The sequence below is a fragment of the Aeromonas sobria genome (assembly GCF_050266975.1).
GTDB classification, from domain to species: Bacteria; Pseudomonadota; Gammaproteobacteria; order Enterobacterales; family Aeromonadaceae; genus Aeromonas; species Aeromonas sobria_B.
Map to the genome: position 1 here is coordinate 25,491 of NZ_JBKISU010000017.1, position 17,762 is coordinate 43,252.

Annotated in this window: 16 protein-coding genes and 1 tRNA gene; 8 read left to right on the forward strand and 9 right to left on the reverse strand. The window is 61.3% G+C overall.

From position 1 onward, the window contains the following. Positions 1-27: 27 nt before the first annotated feature. Positions 28-459, forward strand: coding sequence for a hypothetical protein (locus ACLHZ1_RS11280; protein ID WP_427262165.1), 432 nt, complete (start codon positions 28-30; stop codon positions 457-459). Between the two features lie 101 nt (positions 460-560). Here ACLHZ1_RS11280 and ACLHZ1_RS11285 read toward each other — a convergent pair whose 3' ends face one another. Together ACLHZ1_RS11285 and zntR are read right to left on the reverse strand one after the other, a co-directional pair. Next, entirely contained in the window at positions 561-800 is a 240-nt protein-coding gene (locus ACLHZ1_RS11285) for an alternative ribosome-rescue factor A (RefSeq protein WP_427262166.1), read from the reverse strand. Between the two features lie 145 nt (positions 801-945). Then, entirely contained in the window at positions 946-1,386 is a 441-nt protein-coding gene (zntR, locus tag ACLHZ1_RS11290; protein ID WP_427262167.1) for a Zn(2+)-responsive transcriptional regulator, read from the reverse strand. Between the two features lie 455 nt (positions 1,387-1,841). On the opposite strand from zntR, the gene purH reads away from it, so the two are divergent. The 6 genes from purH (at position 1,842) to ACLHZ1_RS11320 (ending at position 9,498) form a co-directional block, all read left to right on the forward strand. After that, positions 1,842-3,434 (forward strand): bifunctional phosphoribosylaminoimidazolecarboxamide formyltransferase/IMP cyclohydrolase, encoded by a 1,593-nt coding sequence (purH, locus tag ACLHZ1_RS11295; protein WP_427262218.1) that lies wholly within the window; start codon positions 1,842-1,844, stop codon positions 3,432-3,434. 68 nt (positions 3,435-3,502) lie between these two features. Then, positions 3,503-4,792, forward strand: a complete 1,290-nt coding sequence (gene purD, locus ACLHZ1_RS11300; protein WP_427262168.1) for a phosphoribosylamine--glycine ligase — start codon at positions 3,503-3,505, stop codon at positions 4,790-4,792. Between the two features lie 268 nt (positions 4,793-5,060). Beyond that, entirely contained in the window at positions 5,061-7,634 is a 2,574-nt protein-coding gene (locus ACLHZ1_RS11305; RefSeq protein ID WP_427262169.1) for an alpha amylase C-terminal domain-containing protein, read from the forward strand. Between the two features lie 289 nt (positions 7,635-7,923). Then, complete coding sequence (locus ACLHZ1_RS11310; protein WP_427262170.1) at positions 7,924-8,298, forward strand: cytochrome b562; 375 nt, start codon at positions 7,924-7,926, stop codon at positions 8,296-8,298. After that, the gene (locus tag ACLHZ1_RS11315; protein WP_427262171.1) at positions 8,279-8,800 is read left to right on the forward strand and encodes a cytochrome b/b6 domain-containing protein; all 522 of its coding nucleotides are present in this window, start codon (positions 8,279-8,281) and stop codon (positions 8,798-8,800) included. The genes ACLHZ1_RS11310 and ACLHZ1_RS11315 overlap by 20 nt, the downstream gene beginning before the upstream one ends. 203 nt (positions 8,801-9,003) lie before the next feature. Continuing rightward, a complete protein-coding gene (locus tag ACLHZ1_RS11320) occupies positions 9,004-9,498 on the forward strand; it encodes a tetratricopeptide repeat protein (protein WP_427262172.1) in 495 nt (164 codons plus the stop codon). Positions 9,499-9,501: 3 nt separating this feature from the next. On the opposite strand, the gene ACLHZ1_RS11325 is transcribed toward ACLHZ1_RS11320, so the two are convergent. The 5 genes from ACLHZ1_RS11325 to rpsU all read right to left on the reverse strand — a co-directional run bounded on the left by ACLHZ1_RS11325 (position 9,502) and on the right by rpsU (position 14,384). Beyond that, a tRNA-Ile gene (locus ACLHZ1_RS11325) sits at positions 9,502-9,578 on the reverse strand. A 181-nt stretch (positions 9,579-9,759) separates the two neighbouring features. After that, the gene (gene rpoD / locus ACLHZ1_RS11330) at positions 9,760-11,670 is read right to left on the reverse strand and encodes an RNA polymerase sigma factor RpoD (protein ID WP_258955577.1); all 1,911 of its coding nucleotides are present in this window, start codon (positions 11,668-11,670) and stop codon (positions 9,760-9,762) included. Positions 11,671-11,838: 168 nt separating this feature from the next. Then, a complete protein-coding gene (dnaG, locus tag ACLHZ1_RS11335; protein WP_427262173.1) occupies positions 11,839-13,623 on the reverse strand; it encodes a DNA primase in 1,785 nt (594 codons plus the stop codon). A gap of 87 nt (positions 13,624-13,710) precedes the next feature. Continuing rightward, on the reverse strand, positions 13,711-14,154 hold the full coding sequence (locus ACLHZ1_RS11340; RefSeq protein ID WP_427262174.1) for a GatB/YqeY domain-containing protein: 444 nt from the start codon (positions 14,152-14,154) through the stop codon (positions 13,711-13,713). A gap of 14 nt (positions 14,155-14,168) precedes the next feature. Then, positions 14,169-14,384 carry a 30S ribosomal protein S21 gene (gene rpsU, locus ACLHZ1_RS11345; RefSeq protein ID WP_005309452.1) on the reverse strand — a complete coding sequence of 72 codons (216 nt, stop codon included), beginning with the start codon at positions 14,382-14,384 and terminating at the stop codon, positions 14,169-14,171. A gap of 179 nt (positions 14,385-14,563) precedes the next feature. Between rpsU and tsaD the strand changes: the two genes are divergently transcribed. Then, the gene (gene tsaD, locus ACLHZ1_RS11350; protein ID WP_427262175.1) at positions 14,564-15,577 is read left to right on the forward strand and encodes a tRNA (adenosine(37)-N6)-threonylcarbamoyltransferase complex transferase subunit TsaD; all 1,014 of its coding nucleotides are present in this window, start codon (positions 14,564-14,566) and stop codon (positions 15,575-15,577) included. A gap of 94 nt (positions 15,578-15,671) precedes the next feature. Here tsaD and rpoS read toward each other — a convergent pair whose 3' ends face one another. Further along, positions 15,672-16,649, reverse strand: coding sequence for an RNA polymerase sigma factor RpoS (rpoS, locus tag ACLHZ1_RS11355; RefSeq protein ID WP_427262176.1), 978 nt, complete (start codon positions 16,647-16,649; stop codon positions 15,672-15,674). Between the two features lie 46 nt (positions 16,650-16,695). Further along, positions 16,696-17,757 (reverse strand): LysM peptidoglycan-binding domain-containing protein, encoded by a 1,062-nt coding sequence (locus ACLHZ1_RS11360; RefSeq protein WP_427262177.1) that lies wholly within the window; start codon positions 17,755-17,757, stop codon positions 16,696-16,698. Positions 17,758-17,762 lie beyond the last annotated feature (5 nt).

The following is a 17,762-nucleotide window of genomic DNA, read 5'->3' on the forward strand; positions in this document are numbered from 1 at the left end:
ACGAGTAACAGAAAAAGAAGAGTTTAGATGGCAAAGATAAACAGTTTTGGTTGGGCTGTATTGGGAGTGATTGCACTGGTTGGTAGTGGCGTAGCTTATCTGGCAATGCCTACCAAGCAGCAGGTTAATATCAGTCTGCGCGGTAATCATGATGGAATCGACCGCACTTCAGTCGTCAAAGAGAAGGTGGGCCACCTGGCTCAGCTCTGTCCAGCCATCATCAAAGCCAAATCGGTAACGGTTACGTATGAGCAAGGCGAATCCCTGTTGTGGCGTAACGAACAGCTCGGCTGGCAGAGCGATTACTACTTTCAGGCAATGGACCGCCGTGGTGAAACCCACCATTTTTACCTGCGCGATGACGGCAAGAACGAACTGATTATCAACGGCAAGCAGTCCAGCCTCGATTGGTGCGGCATTCAGCAGAAGATGGGTGGTTTCTATCTGATTGCCTTCTAATTCCTGAACTGAGCACCAATAGTCACTGCGTTATCGTATCGACAAAGGGGTGCCGATGGCGCCCCTTTGTCATCTGGCCAGCCTGGCCGGCAGAAACCCGCTCAGCAGCAGACGTGGATCATCCGCTGTTGGCCGGGCTCCCACCGCTTGCCATGCTTGGCCTTGCGCTGGTAACTCCCCTTGCCCTTCCTGCTCGGCTCGACCCGGCTGCAAAACAGCGGATCCGTCAGCAGCGCCTGCAGGTGGTTATCCTTGATCTCGCCCCGTCGATGGGCATAACCCGGCTCCTGGGTTGTCATCACAGACGCCATGCTGACGTCATCCTTCCTCTTCTTGGCCATGATGGCTCCTCATTGTCACGCTCTTCATTCAGGGGTTGAGGCAGCCTCGGCAGGCCCGCCCGACAACCCGAACCGGTCAAAAACCCGGCGATTCTGTCATTGAATCACCGCCGGGGCAAGGGGGTCGCCCCCCGTTCCCCAGACCCTATTCATGGCGATGATCATGATGCTCGTGGCGGGACGGGGCGCCGGACTCCAGGGTCTCCAGGATGGCGCAGTGCTGCGCCGAGCGGGGGCCGCCGCAGCAGATGTCGGACAGCGCCCTCAGGTTCTCGCGAAAGCGGGTCAGCTCCATTATCTTCTGCTCCACCTGTACCAGCTTGGCATCGGCCACCGCCTTCACCTCCTGGCAGGTCACACTGGCCTTGTTGGTATCGAGGGCGAGCAGCTCGCCTATGTCCATCAGGGAGAAGCCCACCGACTTGGCGCGGATGATGAATTCGAGCCGCCGCCTGTCCTGCTCGCCATAGAGCCGATAACCGGACTCGTTGCGGATGCTGGGGGCGATCAGCCCGCTCTTTTCGTAAAACCTCAGGGTGTCGGCCTTGACCCCGCACGCCTTGGCCAGCTCTCCAATCCGGTACATGTCTGCCCCTCAACCCGGCCTCCATGGGCCACCGTTATGAACCCAGGCTGTCAAAAAAATTCATTTGAAGCCAAACCTTGTCACTATCCCGCCTTTGCCACCAAATTGCCAGCCAAGGGCCGGAAACAACACGGGATCCCCCTGACCGCCTCGCCTTTACCCCTAACTCACTAAAAATAAAAACGTTTACCAATCAACCCAAGAAAAACGTTTAGCCCCTTGTGGCACAAGGGGTTGCCGCGACAAAAAATCCACCACGGCTCACATTTTTTGTGTAGAATACGCGCCCACAAGAGAGCGCCGCACCAAGCGGGCATTTCCTAAACCACTCTTGCCCTCCCGGGCCCCAGAGTGGTTTGCGAAATACCCCCACATCCATTTATTTGGGGACTCTCTGTGTCATGGTGCTTACACAGCCTGCATGGAAGTCCCCGCACCCTGAGGACGATAGAGTGATGGAACAAGCCAGGCCCATTCGCCGTGCACTGCTGAGTGTTTCTGACAAGACCGGCATACTGGAATTTGCCAAGGCACTCAACGAGCGCGGCGTGGCTCTGCTCTCGACGGGCGGCACCGCCAAGCTGCTGGCCGACGCCGGCCTGCCGGTGACCGAGGTCTCCGACTACACGGGTTTCCCCGAGATGATGGACGGCCGGGTCAAGACCCTGCATCCCAAGGTTCACGGTGGCATCCTCGGCCGTCGCGACCAGGATGACGCCATCATGGCCCAGCACGCTATCTCCCCCATCGACATGGTCGTCGTCAACCTCTATCCCTTCGCCGCCACCGTGGCCAAGCCTGGTTGCACCCTGGCTGACGCCGTCGAGAACATCGACATCGGCGGCCCGACCATGGTGCGCTCCGCCGCCAAGAACCACAAGGACGTCACCATAGTCGTCAAGGCGGCCGATTACGCGCGCGTCATCGCCGAGATGGACGGCAACGGCAACAGCCTGACCTTGGCCACCCGCTTCGATCTGGCCATCGCCGCCTTCGAGCACACCGCCGCCTACGACGGCATGATCGCCAACTACTTCGGCACCCTGGTGCCCTCATACGGCGACAACAAGGAGGGCGACGAGGAGTCCCGCTTCCCGCGCACCTTCAACGCCCAGTTCATCAAGAAGCAGGACATGCGCTACGGCGAGAACAGCCACCAGGCTGCCGCCTTCTACGCCGAAGAGCAGGCCGCACCGGGCTCGGTGGCCAGCGCCATCCAGCTGCAGGGCAAGGCGCTCTCCTACAACAACATCGCCGACACAGACGCGGCGCTGGAGTGCGTGAAGGAGTTCAGTGAGCCGGCCTGCGTCATCGTCAAGCACGCCAACCCCTGCGGCGTCGCCATCGGCGACGATCTGCTGGGTGCCTATGACCGCGCCTACCAGACCGACCCCACCTCGGCCTTTGGCGGCATCATCGCCTTCAACCGCGAACTGGATGGCGCCACCGCCGCCGCCATCGTCGCCCGTCAGTTCGTGGAGGTGATCATCGCCCCCAGCATCAGCCAGGCCGCCCGCGACGCCGTGGCCGCCAAGCAGAACGTTCGCCTGCTGGAATGCGGCCAGTGGACGGCGCCGGCGCAAGGGTTTGACCTCAAGCGCGTCAACGGCGGCCTGCTGGTGCAGGAGCGGGATCACGGCATGGTCACCCTGGGGGATCTGACCGTGGTCAGCAAGCGCCAGCCGACCGAAGCGGAGCTCAAAGACCTGCTGTTCTGCTGGAAGGTGGCCAAGTTCGTCAAGTCCAACGCCATCGTCTACGCCAAAGACGGCCAGACCATAGGCGTCGGCGCCGGCCAGATGAGCCGAGTCTACTCGGCCAAGATAGCCGGCATCAAGGCGGCCGATGAGGGGCTGACCGTGGCGGGTTCCGTCATGGCCTCCGACGCCTTCTTCCCGTTCCGCGACGGCATCGATGCCGCCGCCGCCGCGGGCATCTCCTGCGTCATCCAGCCCGGTGGCTCCATGCGCGACAGCGAGGTGATCGACGCCGCCGACGAACACGGCATGTGCATGGTGTTCACCGGCATGCGCCACTTCCGCCACTGATCATCAGAAGAGGGCTGCCCAGGCAGCCCTCTCGGATCCGACCCTGATCCCTATTCGAGAGCCCAGACATGAAAGTATTGGTAATTGGTAATGGCGGTCGCGAACACGCCCTGGCCTGGAAGGCCAAACAGTCCCCCCTGGTGAGCCAGGTGTTCGTGGCCCCCGGCAATGCGGGCACCCGGCTCGAGCCGGGCGTCGAGAACGTCGCCATCGAGGCCACCGACATCCCGGCCCTGCTGGCCTTCGCCAAGGAGCAGCAGATAGGGCTGACCATAGTCGGCCCGGAAGCCCCCCTGGTGAAAGGGGTGGTGGATGCGTTTCGCGCCGAGGGGCAGACCATCTTCGGCCCCACCGCCGCCGCCGCCCAGCTGGAGGGCTCCAAGGCCTTCACCAAGGACTTCCTGGCGCGCCACGCCATCCCCACCGCCGCCTACCAGAACTTCACCGAGGTGGAGCCGGCCCTGGCCTATCTGCGCCAGCAGGGTGCCCCCATCGTCATCAAGGCCGACGGCCTGGCGGCCGGTAAAGGGGTGATCGTCGCCATGACCCTCGAAGAGGCGGAAGAGGCGGTGCGTGACATGCTCTCCGGCAACGCCTTCGGCGATGCCGGTGCCCGGGTGGTGATCGAGGAGTTCCTCACCGGCGAGGAAGCCAGCTTCATCGTCATGGTGGACGGCGAGCAGGTGCTGCCCATGGCCACCAGCCAGGATCACAAGCGGGTCGGCGATGGCGATACCGGTCTCAACACCGGTGGCATGGGGGCCTACTCCCCCGCGCCCGTGGTGACCGACCTGGTGCACCAGCGCGCCATGGAGCAGGTGATCATGCCGACGGTGCGCGGCATGGCCGCGGAAGGCAATCGCTATTCCGGCTTCCTCTACGCCGGCCTGATGATCGATGCCGAAGGCAACCCCAAGGTGATCGAGTTCAACTGCCGCTTCGGCGACCCCGAGACCCAGCCCATCATGCTGCGGATGCAGTCCGATCTGGTGGCACTCTGCCTCGCGGCCTGCGCCGGCGAGCTGGAAGGCCAGGAGGCCGTCTATGATCCCCGCGCCGCCATCGGTGTGGTGCTGGCGGCCGGCGGCTATCCCGGTGATTACGCCAAGGACTTGCCCATCAGCGGCCTGCCAGAAGAAGAGGTGCCGGGCGAGAAACTGTTCCATGCCGGCACCCGCTTCGAGGGCGACACCGTCGTCACCAGCGGCGGGCGCGTCCTGTGCGCTACCGCCCTCGGGGAGACGGTGGCCCAGGCCCAGGCCCGCGCCTACCAGTTGGCCGACCAGGTGCAGTGGCAGGGCGTCTTCTGCCGCCGGGACATCGGCTGGCGCGCCATCGCGCGCGAGCAGGGCGAGTAAGCGCCCATCCTCGAAGGGCCCGCCGCTGCGGGCCCTTCCATTTTTCCTACCTTCGCCCCTCAAGAAACCGCTTTCAGCCTTTGTCGTCGGATCGCTGACGTTCTCTGCCGTTGAAAGCATTTTCACTCACACTTCTCAACTTATCCCCGCCCTTCTATTTTCACGCACCGCTATTTCATCAATGCTGATCAACCGAACGAGGATTGTTCGATGTCCGTTCGAAAAAGCGACTGTGACAGCCAATAACAAGATCGAAGGGAAAATCGTCATGCACACCACACTGTTTCGAACCGCCATCCTCGCCGCGGCACTGGGCTCATTGAGCCAGGCTGCCACGGCAGAAGGGGTCATGGTTCATCTGTTCCAATGGAAGTTCAACGACATCGCCAACGAGTGCGAACAGGTACTGGGTCCCAAGGGATTTGGCTCGGTGCAGATCACCCCGCCGGCGCAGCACAAGCAGGGCAGCGAGTACTGGTGGACCGTCTATCAGCCGGTCAGCTTCAACAACTTCAACAGCTTGGGCGGCAGCGAGGCAGAGCTCAGGAGCATGGTAGCCCGCTGCAACGCGGCCGGGGTCAAGGTCTACGCCGACGCCGTCTTCAACCAGCTGGCATCGGGCTCGGGCACCGCCACCGGCGGCGGCAGCTACCACTCGGGCCAGTTCCAGTATCCCCAGTTCGGTTACAACGACTTTCACCACAACGGTGACATCAGCAACTACGGCGACAGCAACAACGTCTGGAACGGCGCCCTCTACGGCATGCCGGATCTGAAGACGGAGTCCCCCTATGTGCAGGATCAGATAGCCGACTACATGAAGACCCTGCTCGGCTGGGGCGTGGCAGGCTTTCGCATCGATGCGGCCAAGCACATGCCCCCCGCCGATGTGAAGGCGATCCTCGACAAGGCGGGCAGCCCCAGGGCCTACCTGGAGGTGATAGGCGCAGGCGGCGAGTCCCCCGACATCCAGCCAGGCCGTTACACCTATGTCGACACCGTCACCGAGTTCAAGTACGGCACGGATCTCGCCGCCAACTTCAACGGCCAGATCAAGCAGCTCAAGACCCTGGGCGAGAGCTGGGGCCTGCTCCCCTCCGGCAAGGCCTTCGTCTTCGTGGTCAACCACGACCGCGAGCGGGGCCACGGTGGCGGCGGCATGCTCACCTTCATGAGCGGCGCCCGCTACGAGCTGGCCAACACCTTCATGATGGCCTGGCCCTATGGCTGGAAGCAGGTGATGTCCGGCTATCGCTTCGAGGACATGGGCAAGTACGAGACCGACAAGGGGGCGCCCGCCAGCACACCGTGCAGCGATGGTCAGTGGAACTGTGAACAGCGCCGCCCCCAGATCATGAACATGGCCCTGTTCCACAACAGCACCCAAGGCCAGCCAGTCAGCCACTGGTGGGACAACGGCAACAACCAGATAGCCTTCGGTCGGGGAGACAAAGGCTTCGTCGCCATCAACAACGAGAACGGCAGCCTGGTAGCCTCGGTGCAGACCGGCCTGCCGGCCGGCGAGTATTGCAACATCCTCAATGGCAACGACTACTGCAGCGGCGCCTACATCCAGGTCGACGGCAGCGGCAAGGCCAGCCTGAACGTCCCCGCCATGAAGGCCGCCGCCATGGTCTCGGGCTGCACCAAGACCAGCCCCTGCGGTGGTGCTGTCCTGCCGGGCAGCAAGTTCGGCAGCATGACCCTGCGCGGCACCCACAACGGCTGGGGTACCAGCCAGATGACGGTGGACGAGCAGCGCGTCTGGTCCGCCATCGTCAACTTCAGCGGCGCGGGTGACGCCACCGGTGCCCAGCGCTTCAAGTTCGACGTCTTCGGCAACTGGACCGAGAGCTATGGCGACAACGAGGGGGATGGCATCGCCGACAAGGGCAGCGCCCAGGACATCCTGTTCAGCGGCACGGGCAGCTACCGCGTCGCCCTGAAGGAGAGCGATCTCAGCTATTCGATCACGGCCCTCGGCAGCAATCAGGCGCCGGTCGCCGCCCTCTCCCCCAGGACACTCAGCGTCAAGGCGGGTGAGAGCGTGGTGTTCGATGCCTCCGCCTCCAGCGACGATGGCGGCGTGGTGAGCTACCTCTGGTCCAGTGGCGGTACCGACGCCAGCGAGACGGTCCAGTTCGACACCCCTGGCACTCACACCGTCACCGTGACGGTCACCGACGCCGAGGGACTGACCGCCAGTGCCAGCGCCACCGTGACCGTCGCCGACGACAATGGCAGCTACGCCAGCGCGCTGCCGAGCCTGCACTTTCGCGGTACCCCCAATGGCTGGGGATCCCTTGCCATGACCCTGGTCGCCGACAATCAGTGGCAGGCCCAGGTCACCTTCGACGGCCAGACCAACCAACGCTTCAAGTTCGACGTCAAGGGGGACTGGAGCCAGAACTATGGCGACAGCCATCAGGATGGCGTGGCTGAGCAGGCAGGGGCCGACATCACCACCCAGGTGACAGGCACCTATCTGGTGCGTTTCAACGATCTGACCCTGCACTACAGCCTGAGCCCGATCGGCGGCTTCGCCAGCACCTTCCCCACGCTCAATCTGCGCGGCACCCTCAACGGCTGGGGCAACACGACCATGACCCTGGTCGGCGATCACCTGTGGCAGGCCAGCGTCGACTTTACCGGCACCGGCGATGCCAATGGCGCTCAGCGCTTCAAGTTTGACGTCAAGGGCGACTGGACCCAAGGCTATGGGGACAGCAATGGGGACGGCATCGCCGAGCCGGGCGGCGCAGACATAGGCACCCAGGCAAGGGGACCTCATCTGGTGCGCTTCAACGACCAGAGCCTCGCCTACAGCCTGCTCCCCCAGTAACAGGGCGCAGCCCCCCCATATACGACCATGACCAAGGGCCCCGCGGGGCCCTTCTTCCTGCTCGCCCCCCGGGATCGCAGTCCCCGCCACTGGTCGCGGGAGGCGCACACCAGGATGAACTCCACGGCCGGCAACTCGTGTCGCCCCGTCAACCCTCTGTCACCCTTTGTCACAAAAAAACCAACTATTCACAAACGGTTCACGGTACCTCGTGGCATCATGCAAGGTAAGAACCTAGTAAAGGGTTCAATTGCAGCCCACTCATGTCGTTATCGAATAAGGAGATCCCATGTTTAATACCGTTCGCCCCCTGCTGCTGCCGCTGATGTTCGGCCTCTTCACCCTGCCCGCCCTGGCAGGTGATCTGGAGCAGCCGATGAAGAAGATGGGCTTCAACTACAAGCAGGCCACCAAGGCGAGCGATCCGGCCACCATGGAGAAGCACATCAACCAGATGCGCGCCGAGATCGACGAAGCCAAGACACGCCAGATGCCGACGGCCAAGAAGGAGAAGTTCCTGGAGGGCCTCACCGAGGTGCAGAGCGAGCTGGATGCCAGCCTGGCGGCCCTCAAGGCGGGTGACGAGGCCAAGGCCCGTGAGCACCTGGCCAAGGTGAATGATCTGAAGAAGGAGTACCACAAATATGCCAAGCAGAAAGGCTGACCCCTTTCGCTGGGATCCCCTGGTGCGTCTGACGCACTGGGGGCTGGCCATCGCCTGTATCGCCAACCTCTGGCTCAATGAGTCGGGGGAGCAGTGGCACGAGTGGCTGGGCTACCTTGCCATGTCCCTCATCGGTCTGCGCCTGCTGTGGGGGCTGACCCTGGCCAAAGGCGATGCCCGCCTGGGCGCCCTGCTCCCCAGCCGAGAGGACTTTCACCAGCAGGCGCGGGAGATGCGCGAGCGGCTGCCCGCCTCCCCCGGCCATCACGGCAGCGGCAAGCTGGCGGTCTGGGCCATCTGGCTGACCGTGCTCGCTACCGGCTTCACCGGCTGGTTTCAGAACACTGAACTCGGTTTCGAGCTGGAAGCCTATGACTGGCACACCTGGTGTACCTGGGGGCTGCAAGGGCTGATCGCCCTGCACCTGACGGCCCTGGTGTTCACCTCCTGGCGCCAGCGCAGCAATCTGCTGCGGCGCATGCTGCCGGGCAAGGAGCACTGAGTCCCCTTGCCAGCCAGACAAGGCGTGGTCAGACCCGCTGTGATGTCCCACAACAGACCCACCCCCCAAGGCGGGTCTTTTGCATTGGGGCTCGGCTCGCGCCTCGTCCCTCACCACCCACATCAGGTTCAACGACTTGGGTTCGTCCGAACAGCCTGGCAGGCTCGCGCCATGACTCATGACATCGGGCGCAAGGAGAGCGGATGAGAGAACGGATGGCCCTCAAAGCGGAGGGGCGCATCGAGGAGGCCCGTCAGCATGATCTGTCGCCGCTGGGGCGAACGCCGCAGGATGCCGGCCATGACGAGGTGGCAAGCCTGCACGATCGACTCGGCCGCGAGCGGGAAGCCATTCCCCTCTATCACGAGCTGATCGCCCTGGGGCTGACCGGGGATACACTACGCGGTGTCTTGCTGGGGCTGAGGCTGGGCAGCTTCTGCCCTAGCCAGGGAGGCCCTGGAGCAAGGGTTGGCGCGGTTGCCACAGGCAGGGGGCGCGTCTTTCGCGCCCTGGTCCATGACAATCTGGGTCGCCACAAGGAGGCGTGCGAGGCGCCGCTCGCTCTGCTGGTGCAAACCCCTCAGGATCCTGCGCTCATCCCGTGCGTGCGCCATGGCTCTCCACGTAGAGGATCCAGACAGGCACTGGTGAATACGCCAGAAGCGACAAGGCCGCTCATGATGAGCGGCCTTGTCTGAATGTGGTGGCCCCTGCCCGACTTGAACGGGCGACCAATCGATTATGAGTCGACTGCTCTAACCAACTGAGCTAAGGGGCCATATGTGTTGGTTTGCGGCGTGGATTATAGGGGATGGAAAAGCCCTAGTCCATAGCCATATCAATCACTTGGCGACATTTTGTCCATTCGATCCCCAAGTGCGTGATCCCCCTGACATAAATAAAACAAAGCCCCGCGTGGCGGGGCTTTGGGGAGGATAGCCGGGGGCAATGCCACAGGACTACTCGTCCAGGAAGCTACGCAGCACTTCCGAGCGGCTCGGGTGGCGCAGCTTGCGCAGGGCCTTGGCTTCGATCTGACGAATACGCTCACGGGTGACGTCAAACTGCTTGCCCACTTCTTCCAGGGTGTGGTCCGTGTTCATGTCAATACCGAAGCGCATGCGCAGCACCTTGGCTTCGCGGGCGGTCAGACCGGCCAGCACTTCGCGGGTGGCATTGCGCAGGCTCTCGCTGGTGGCCGCATCCGCCGGCAGGGCCAGCGTGGTATCTTCGATGAAGTCGCCCAGGTGGGAATCTTCATCATCACCGATGGGCGTCTCCATGGAGATGGGCTCCTTGGCGATCTTCAATACCTTGCGGATCTTGTCTTCCGGCATGCCCATGCGCATGGCCAGCTCTTCCGGGTTCGGTTCACGACCCATCTCCTGCAGCATCTGACGGGAGATACGGTTGAGCTTGTTGATGGTCTCGATCATGTGCACCGGGATACGGATGGTACGGGCCTGATCCGCGATGGAGCGGGTAATGGCCTGACGGATCCACCAGGTGGCATAGGTCGAGAACTTGTAGCCACGACGGTATTCAAACTTGTCCACCGCCTTCATCAGACCTATGTTGCCCTCCTGGATCAGATCCAGGAACTGCAGACCACGGTTGGTGTACTTCTTGGCGATGGAGATAACCAGACGCAGGTTCGCCTCGACCATCTCTTTCTTGGCACGGCGGGCCTTGGCCTCACCTATGCTCATGCGACGGTTGATGTCCTTGATCTGGGCAATCGACAGGCCCGTCTCTTCCTCGATCTGCTGCAGCTTGCCGATGGCACGCAGCACGTCTTCGTCCATCTCGACCAGACGGGGAGACCAGGACTTGCCAGCCTGCTTCTGGTATTCGAACCAGGCAGTTTCGCACTCGTTGTTGGTGAAGGCAGCGACGAAGGTCTTCTTCGGCATCTTGGCCTGCTCAACGCAGAGCTTGAGAATGATCCTTTCCTGTACCCGCACACGCTCCATCATCTCGCGCATGTTGTTGACCAGACGGTCAAACTGCTTGGGCATCAGACGGAACTGACGGAACACGTCGGCCAGCTGGGCGATGGCGGCCTGGGTTTCGTCGTGGGCACGACCGTTGTTCTGGATGGAGAGGCGGGTGACTTCGTACTGGGCACGCAGTTCACCAAACTTCTCGCGAGCGACTTCGGGATCCGGACCACCGTCCCCGTCGTCATCCGAGCTGTCGCCGTCTTCATCTTCGTCTTCGTCTTCGTCCTCATCTTCGTCGGCGAGGTCGTCTTCGCTGAGCTCGGAACCGATATGGGTCGCCGTCGGCGCCACATCATCGGCCTCGTTGGGATCGATGAAACCCGAGATGATGTCGGACAGACGCAGCTGTTCGGCTTCAAATTTATCGTACTGTTCAAGCAGATAAGTGATGGCTTCCGGGTACTCGGCCACCGAGCTCTGCACCTGGTTGATGCCGTCTTCGATACGCTTGGCGATATCGATTTCGCCTTCACGGGTCAGCAGTTCGACGGTGCCCATCTCCCGCATGTACATGCGGACCGGGTCCGTGGTGCGACCAATTTCAGATTCAACAGAGGCCAATGCTTGTGCCGCCGCTTCGGCGGCATCTTCGTCGGCGGTACCGCCTTCGGCCATGATAAGGTCATCGGCATCCGGTGCGTTTTCCACTACCTGGATACCCATGTCGTTGATCATCTGAATGATGTCTTCGATCTGATCAGAGTCAACGATCTCTTGAGGGAGGTGATCGTTCACCTCGGCATAAGTCAGGTAGCCCTGTTCTTTACCTTTGGCAACGAGGAGTTTAAGCTGAGACTGCGGGGTTTGCTCCATAGAACTCATCCGGTTGGTGTTGCTAGGTTGCGCGAGCGATGCGCTGGTGCGCAAATAGCCAATTCTAATAGAAAACCGCCAGACATGCTATGTCTGGTTGCGGCGTCGGTCTGAGAAACCCCTGCCCGCTTTGTTTGTCGGGGCCAGGTGGTTATAGGTTTTTGCATCTAATTCCCGTCGATTCGGGCAACCCTGTTTATATTGGGACTAACCACTCAGATATCAAGCCCCAATGTCATTTCTTTTCTCATTCTGTACTTCCCGGATCAACATCATCAGCTCCTTGGTTTCCTCGGCGCTCAGTCCTTGCTGGGCCACCTTGGTCTGCAACTCTTCGATGCGCTGCTTCAAGAACTGGTTGATGAAGCCGACGAAGGTGTCTTGCAACTCGCCCAAGATATCCGGTTCACGCTCGAGCTGGATCTCGAACAAGTCGTGCATGGCCAACTGAGCCAGGATCTCTCCCTCTTTGGTACCACGCCAGTGTTCGAGCAATATCCCCGTGGTGATGCCGGGCTGGGCCAGGATCTGCTGGTGCAGTTTGAGCAGAAACCCAATTCCCTGCAACTTGAGCCCGGCCAGTTCCGGCATGGCGGGCAGTTCGGCGGTCACCCCGGGATACTGCACCATGAGCGCCAGCGCCCGGCGCAGAGGGGTCAGTTTGCCTCGCTGCGGCTTGGCCTGCTCCACCTTGGGCTGGCTATGACGGGCAAACAGCTCGGTAATACGCTGCTGGTTCTCGCCCCAGCGCATCATGCTGGAGAGCCGGGTGATCAATCCCTCCCGGGTGAAGCCTTCCGGCACCCGGCGGATCAGCTCGGCAGCCTTGTTGGCCACCTCGAACTTGCCCGCCTCGCCGGTCAGGGCCGCATCCCGTGCGAGACGCTCGAACATGAAATCGGCGAAGGGCTGCGCCTCGTCCAACAATTGTTCGAAGCCCTCCTTGCCAATCTGACGCACCAGAGAATCGGGATCCTCGCCATCGGGCAGGAACACGAACTTGAGCTCGCGGCCATCCTGCAAGTGAGGTAGGGCATTGTCCAGCGCCCGCCATGCCGCTTCCCGACCGGCGTTGTCACCGTCGTAGCAGCAGACCACCTCGGCGGTGGTGCGAAACAGGGTATGGATATGGTCGCTGGTAGTGGCCGTGCCCAGCGCCGCCACCGCATAGTCGATCTCGTACTGACCGAGCGCCACCACATCCATGTAGCCCTCCACCACCAGGATCCGGCGAGGATCCTTGTGCGCCTGCTTCACCTCAAAGAGGCCGAACAGTTCGCGTCCCTTGTGGAAGATGGGGGTTTCCGGGGAGTTCAGATACTTGGGTGTCCCATCACCCAGCACTCGGCCACCGAAGCCGATGACCCGGCCTCGCTTGTCGCGGATGGGGAACATGATGCGATCGCGAAAACGGTCATAGCTGCCGGGGCCGCTGTCGCGGGGGATCAACATGCCGCCGGTGATGAGCAGCTGCTCGTGCTCCCGGCTGGTGCCAAAGCGGCGCCGCACCTGATCCCAATCCCCCGGGGCATAGCCTATGTTGAAACGCTTGACCACTTCGCCGGTGAGGCCACGCCCCTTGAGATACTCCACCGCGTGGGTGGCGCTCTTGAGGTGGCTCTCGTAGAAACGGGCGATCTGGTTCATCAGCTCATATAGATCCTTGCTGACGGCCGGTTGGGAATTGCCAGAGCCGCCCTGACTCTGCTCGCGAGGCACCTGCATACCTTGCATACTGGCGAGCTCTTCGATGGCATCGGGGAATTCGAGGCCGTCATACTCCATGACAAAGCCGATGGCATTGCCGTGGGCGCCACAGCCGAAGCAGTGATAGAACTGCTTCTCCTGACTGACGGTGAAGGAGGGACTCTTTTCGTTATGGAAGGGGCAGCAGGCCTGATAATTCTTGCCGGCCTTTTTCAATCGCACCCGTGAGTCGACCAGCTCGACGATATCGGTACGAGCGAGCAGATCATCGATGAAGGATTGCGGGATCCTGCCTGCCATAACCATCCTGATTCATAAGGAGAAAAATAAAAAAGCCGCGCATTCCCAGGGAAGCACGGCTTCTTCGACCAACGAGAGCACAGCCTGTTACGCCAGGCGGGTTTTCACCAATGCGCTGACGGCGCCGACATCGGCACGCCCCTGAATGTTTGGCTTCAAGACAGCCATGACTTTGCCCATATCGGCCATGACGGCAGCACCGCTCTGGGCGATGGCTTGCTCTATCAGGGCATCAATTTCGGCAGTGGTCAGCTGTTGCGGCAGGAACTCCTGCAGCACCTGGATCTCGGCGGCTTCGACATCGGCGAGATCTTGGCGACCAGCGGCCTCATATTGGCTGATGGAATCACGGCGCTGTTTGACCATCTTGGTCACGACAGCGAGGATATCCTCATCATTGAGCTCAATACGGGAATCAATTTCACGCTGCTTGATCTCGGCCATCAACAAACGGATCGTCCCCAGGCGGGCCTTGTTCTTGGCCAGCATGGCGAGCTTTTGTTGATCCTTGAGCTGATCTTTCAGAGACACGGCTGAAACTCTAATTAGTACAGGCGGATACGACGAGCGTTTTCGCGAGACAGCTTCTTGGCGTGACGCTTGACGGCAGACGCTTTGGCGCGCTTACGGATGGTAGTCGGCTTCTCGTAGAACTCACGGCTACGAACTTCAGACAGGATACCGGCCTTTTCGCAAGAACGCTTGAAGCGACGCAGAGCAACGTCAAACGGCTCATTTTCACGGACTTTGATTACTGGCATGTGCCTTTCACCTCAGTGATAAATTGTTAGCTGATCATCATTCGATCAGCATGTCTTAAAATGGTGCGAAATTATACTCTGGACAGGGAATGAAAGTAAACCCGCAGAGATCGCTCTGGTTTAAAAAACCCGCGAAGGTTACCATAGCCGTCTCATTTTAGCAGTGAAAATTTTTAGCAATGCGTGTATTGGGCATAGAGACATCCTGTGACGAAACCGGGATCGCGATCTTCGATGATCAAAAAGGGATCCTTTCCCATCAGTTATACAGCCAGGTCAAGCTGCATGCGGACTACGGTGGCGTCGTCCCCGAGCTCGCCAGCCGGGATCATGTCCGCAAGACGATCCCCTTGATCCAGGCCGCATTGCTAGAGGCAGGTCTGGGCAAGGATGACATAGACGGCATCGCCTACACTGCTGGACCGGGTCTGGTGGGGGCCATCCTGGTGGGCGCCACCATAGGGCGTTCCCTGGCCATGGCATGGGGCAAGCCTGCCGTGGCGGTGCATCATATGGAAGGCCATCTGCTGGCCCCCATGCTGGAAGAGCAGGCCCCCGAGTTCCCCTTCGTGGCGCTGCTGGTCTCCGGCGGCCACTCCATGCTGGTGCGGGTAGACGGCATCGGCCGCTATCAGCTGCTGGGTGAATCCATCGACGATGCCGCCGGCGAGGCGTTCGACAAGACCGCCAAGCTGATGGGTCTGGACTATCCTGGCGGTCCCCTGCTCTCCCGTCTGGCCGAGAAAGGCACCACGGGGCGTTTCCACTTCCCCCGCCCCATGACCGACAGGCCAGGTCTCGACATGAGCTTCTCCGGTCTCAAGACCTTTGCCGCCAACACCATAGCCGCCAACGGTGACGATGAGCAGACTCGCGCCGACATCGCCCGCGCCTTTGAAGATGCGGTGGTCGATACCCTGGCCATCAAGTGCCGCCGGGCCCTGAAAGAGACCGGGCTGAACCGCCTGGTGGTGGCCGGCGGCGTCAGTGCCAACCGCCATCTGCGCGCCCAGTTGGCCGAACTGATGGAGAGCCTCAAGGGCGAGGTGTTCTATCCGCGCACCGAGTATTGCACCGACAATGGCGCCATGATCGCCTATGCCGGCATGCAGCGCCTCAAGGCGGGGGTATTCGAACCGCTGGAGGTCAAGGCGGTGCCGCGCTGGCCGCTGGATACCCTTGCTCCCGTTTGAGCAGCATCATGAAGAAGGGGCCCGAGGGCCCCTTCTTGCATCCACCCATCTGACGATGGCGACGGGACAGCATCTGCCGGCCCCGGTTCGAGCCTCAATTACTGCGAAACAGGGCCTCGATGGAGAGCCCCTGGCCCACCATGATTTCCCGCAGCCGACGCAGTCCCTCGACCTGGATCTGGCGCACTCGCTCCCGGGTCAGGCCTATCTCAGCCCCGACATCCTCCAGGGTGGCGGGCTCGTAGCCAAGCAAGCCGAAACGACGTGCCAGCACCTCCCGTTGCTTGGGATTGAGCTCCTCCAGCCAATGGACAATGCTGCTGCGCATGTCATCTTCCTGAGACTCCAGCTCGGGGCCCATGCCGCGCTCGTCTGAGAGCACATCCAGCAGGGCCTTGTCGCGATCGCCACCGATCGGCGTGTCGACCGAGGTGATCTTCTCGTTGAGCTTGAGCATGCGGTTGACGTCATCGACCGAACGATCCAGCGCGAAGGCGATGTCTTCGGCGGTCGGCTCATGGTCGAGGCGATGGGACAATTCACGGGCGGTACGCAGGTAAACGTTGAGTTCCTTGACCACGTGAATGGGCAGACGAATGGTACGAGTCTGATTCATGATGGCTCGCTCTATGGTCTGGCGGATCCACCAGGTCGCATAGGTCGAGAAGCGAAACCCTCGTTCCGGGTCGAACTTTTCCACGGCGCGGATGAGGCCGAGGTTACCCTCTTCAATCAAATCGAGCAGCACCAGACCACGATTGTTGTAGCGTCTGGCAATCTTGACCACGAGGCGCAGGTTGGACTCAATCATGCGCTTGCGGGCCGCCTTGTCGCCGCGCAGGGCGCGACGGGCGTAATAGACCTCTTCCTCGGCGGTGAGCAAGGGAGAGAATCCTATCTCTCCCAGGTAGAGCTGGGTCGCATCCATCACCTTGTGCAGATCCGGTGCCAACAGCTCCTCGGAGATGACCTCCTCGGGCTCGGCTGCGACCGCCTCGACTACCTCCGCCTCTTCAACCTCCAGTTCCTCATCGAACTCTGCATCCTGCATAACCAATTGTTCTTGGCTCATGGTGTGTCTCCCTGACCTGAACCAGAGTCAGCACTACGCTCTGGGGTTAACGCTTTGGCAAGTACCCCATGGGGTTGATCGACTTGCCTCGGTACCGGATTTCAAAGTGCAAGCGCACATCCGGCGCATCCGTGCTTCCCATATCGGCGATGACAGCGCCACCCTTGACCACATCCCCTTCCCGGACCCGCAACGCATCGTTGTGCGCATAGGCCGAGAGGTAGTCGTCGTCATGTTTGAGGATGACGAGCTTGCCATAGCCTCTCAAGGCACTTCCGGCATAGACCACTTTACCGCCGCTGGCCGCGTAGACGGGTTGCCCCTTCGTACCAGCTATGTCTATGCCCTTGTTCCCCTGCTCCGCAACAGAGAAGCCTTCCACAATGCGGCCCTTGGCGGGCCAATGCCAGGCGAGGTGCGATGAGGAGGCACTGTTATTGTTCTGCGTGACACTGTTGTTATTTTGTACTGCCGTGCCAGCGTATGCTTTTGACGCAGGCTGGGCAACGCTTTTATTGGTGACGAATGCACTGGTCGTACCTGAACTGGCCGTGGTCAGAGGACGACTGGTCGACGCCGTCACCACAGGCATGCTGGTCGCGGCCGTCCCGCCCACATTGAGGGTCTGGCCCACATTCAGGTTGTAGGGGGCGCTCAGGTTGTTGCGCTGTGCCAGGGTCTGATTGGAGACGCCAAACTGGCGGCCAATGCTGCTCAGGGTATCGCCACGGCGGACCTGATAGGTACGAGCGGTACCGCTGCTCATGCTGCCGGCGCTGATCGGCGCCAGGGCGGCGCCTCCATCCAGGCGCAGCACCTGACCAGGATAGATCCCGTAGGGGGGGCTGATGCCGTTGAGCCTGGCCAGGGAGGGAACGTCGTTGCCCGAGTTGAACGCGATGGAGTAGAGGGTATCGCCGCGCTTGACCGTGTAGCTTCGCCCCTGGATATTCGGCTTGCTCGCACCAGCCTGCCGACTCGGCACGCCACGGACGAAACCATCATTGGACAGGCCCTGCACCGGGGCCGGCGTCGTGCTGGAGGAACAGGCCGCCAGCAAACCGGATAAGAGGGTGGCGGCGCACCCGCGCCATATATGCCCATTCATAGAGA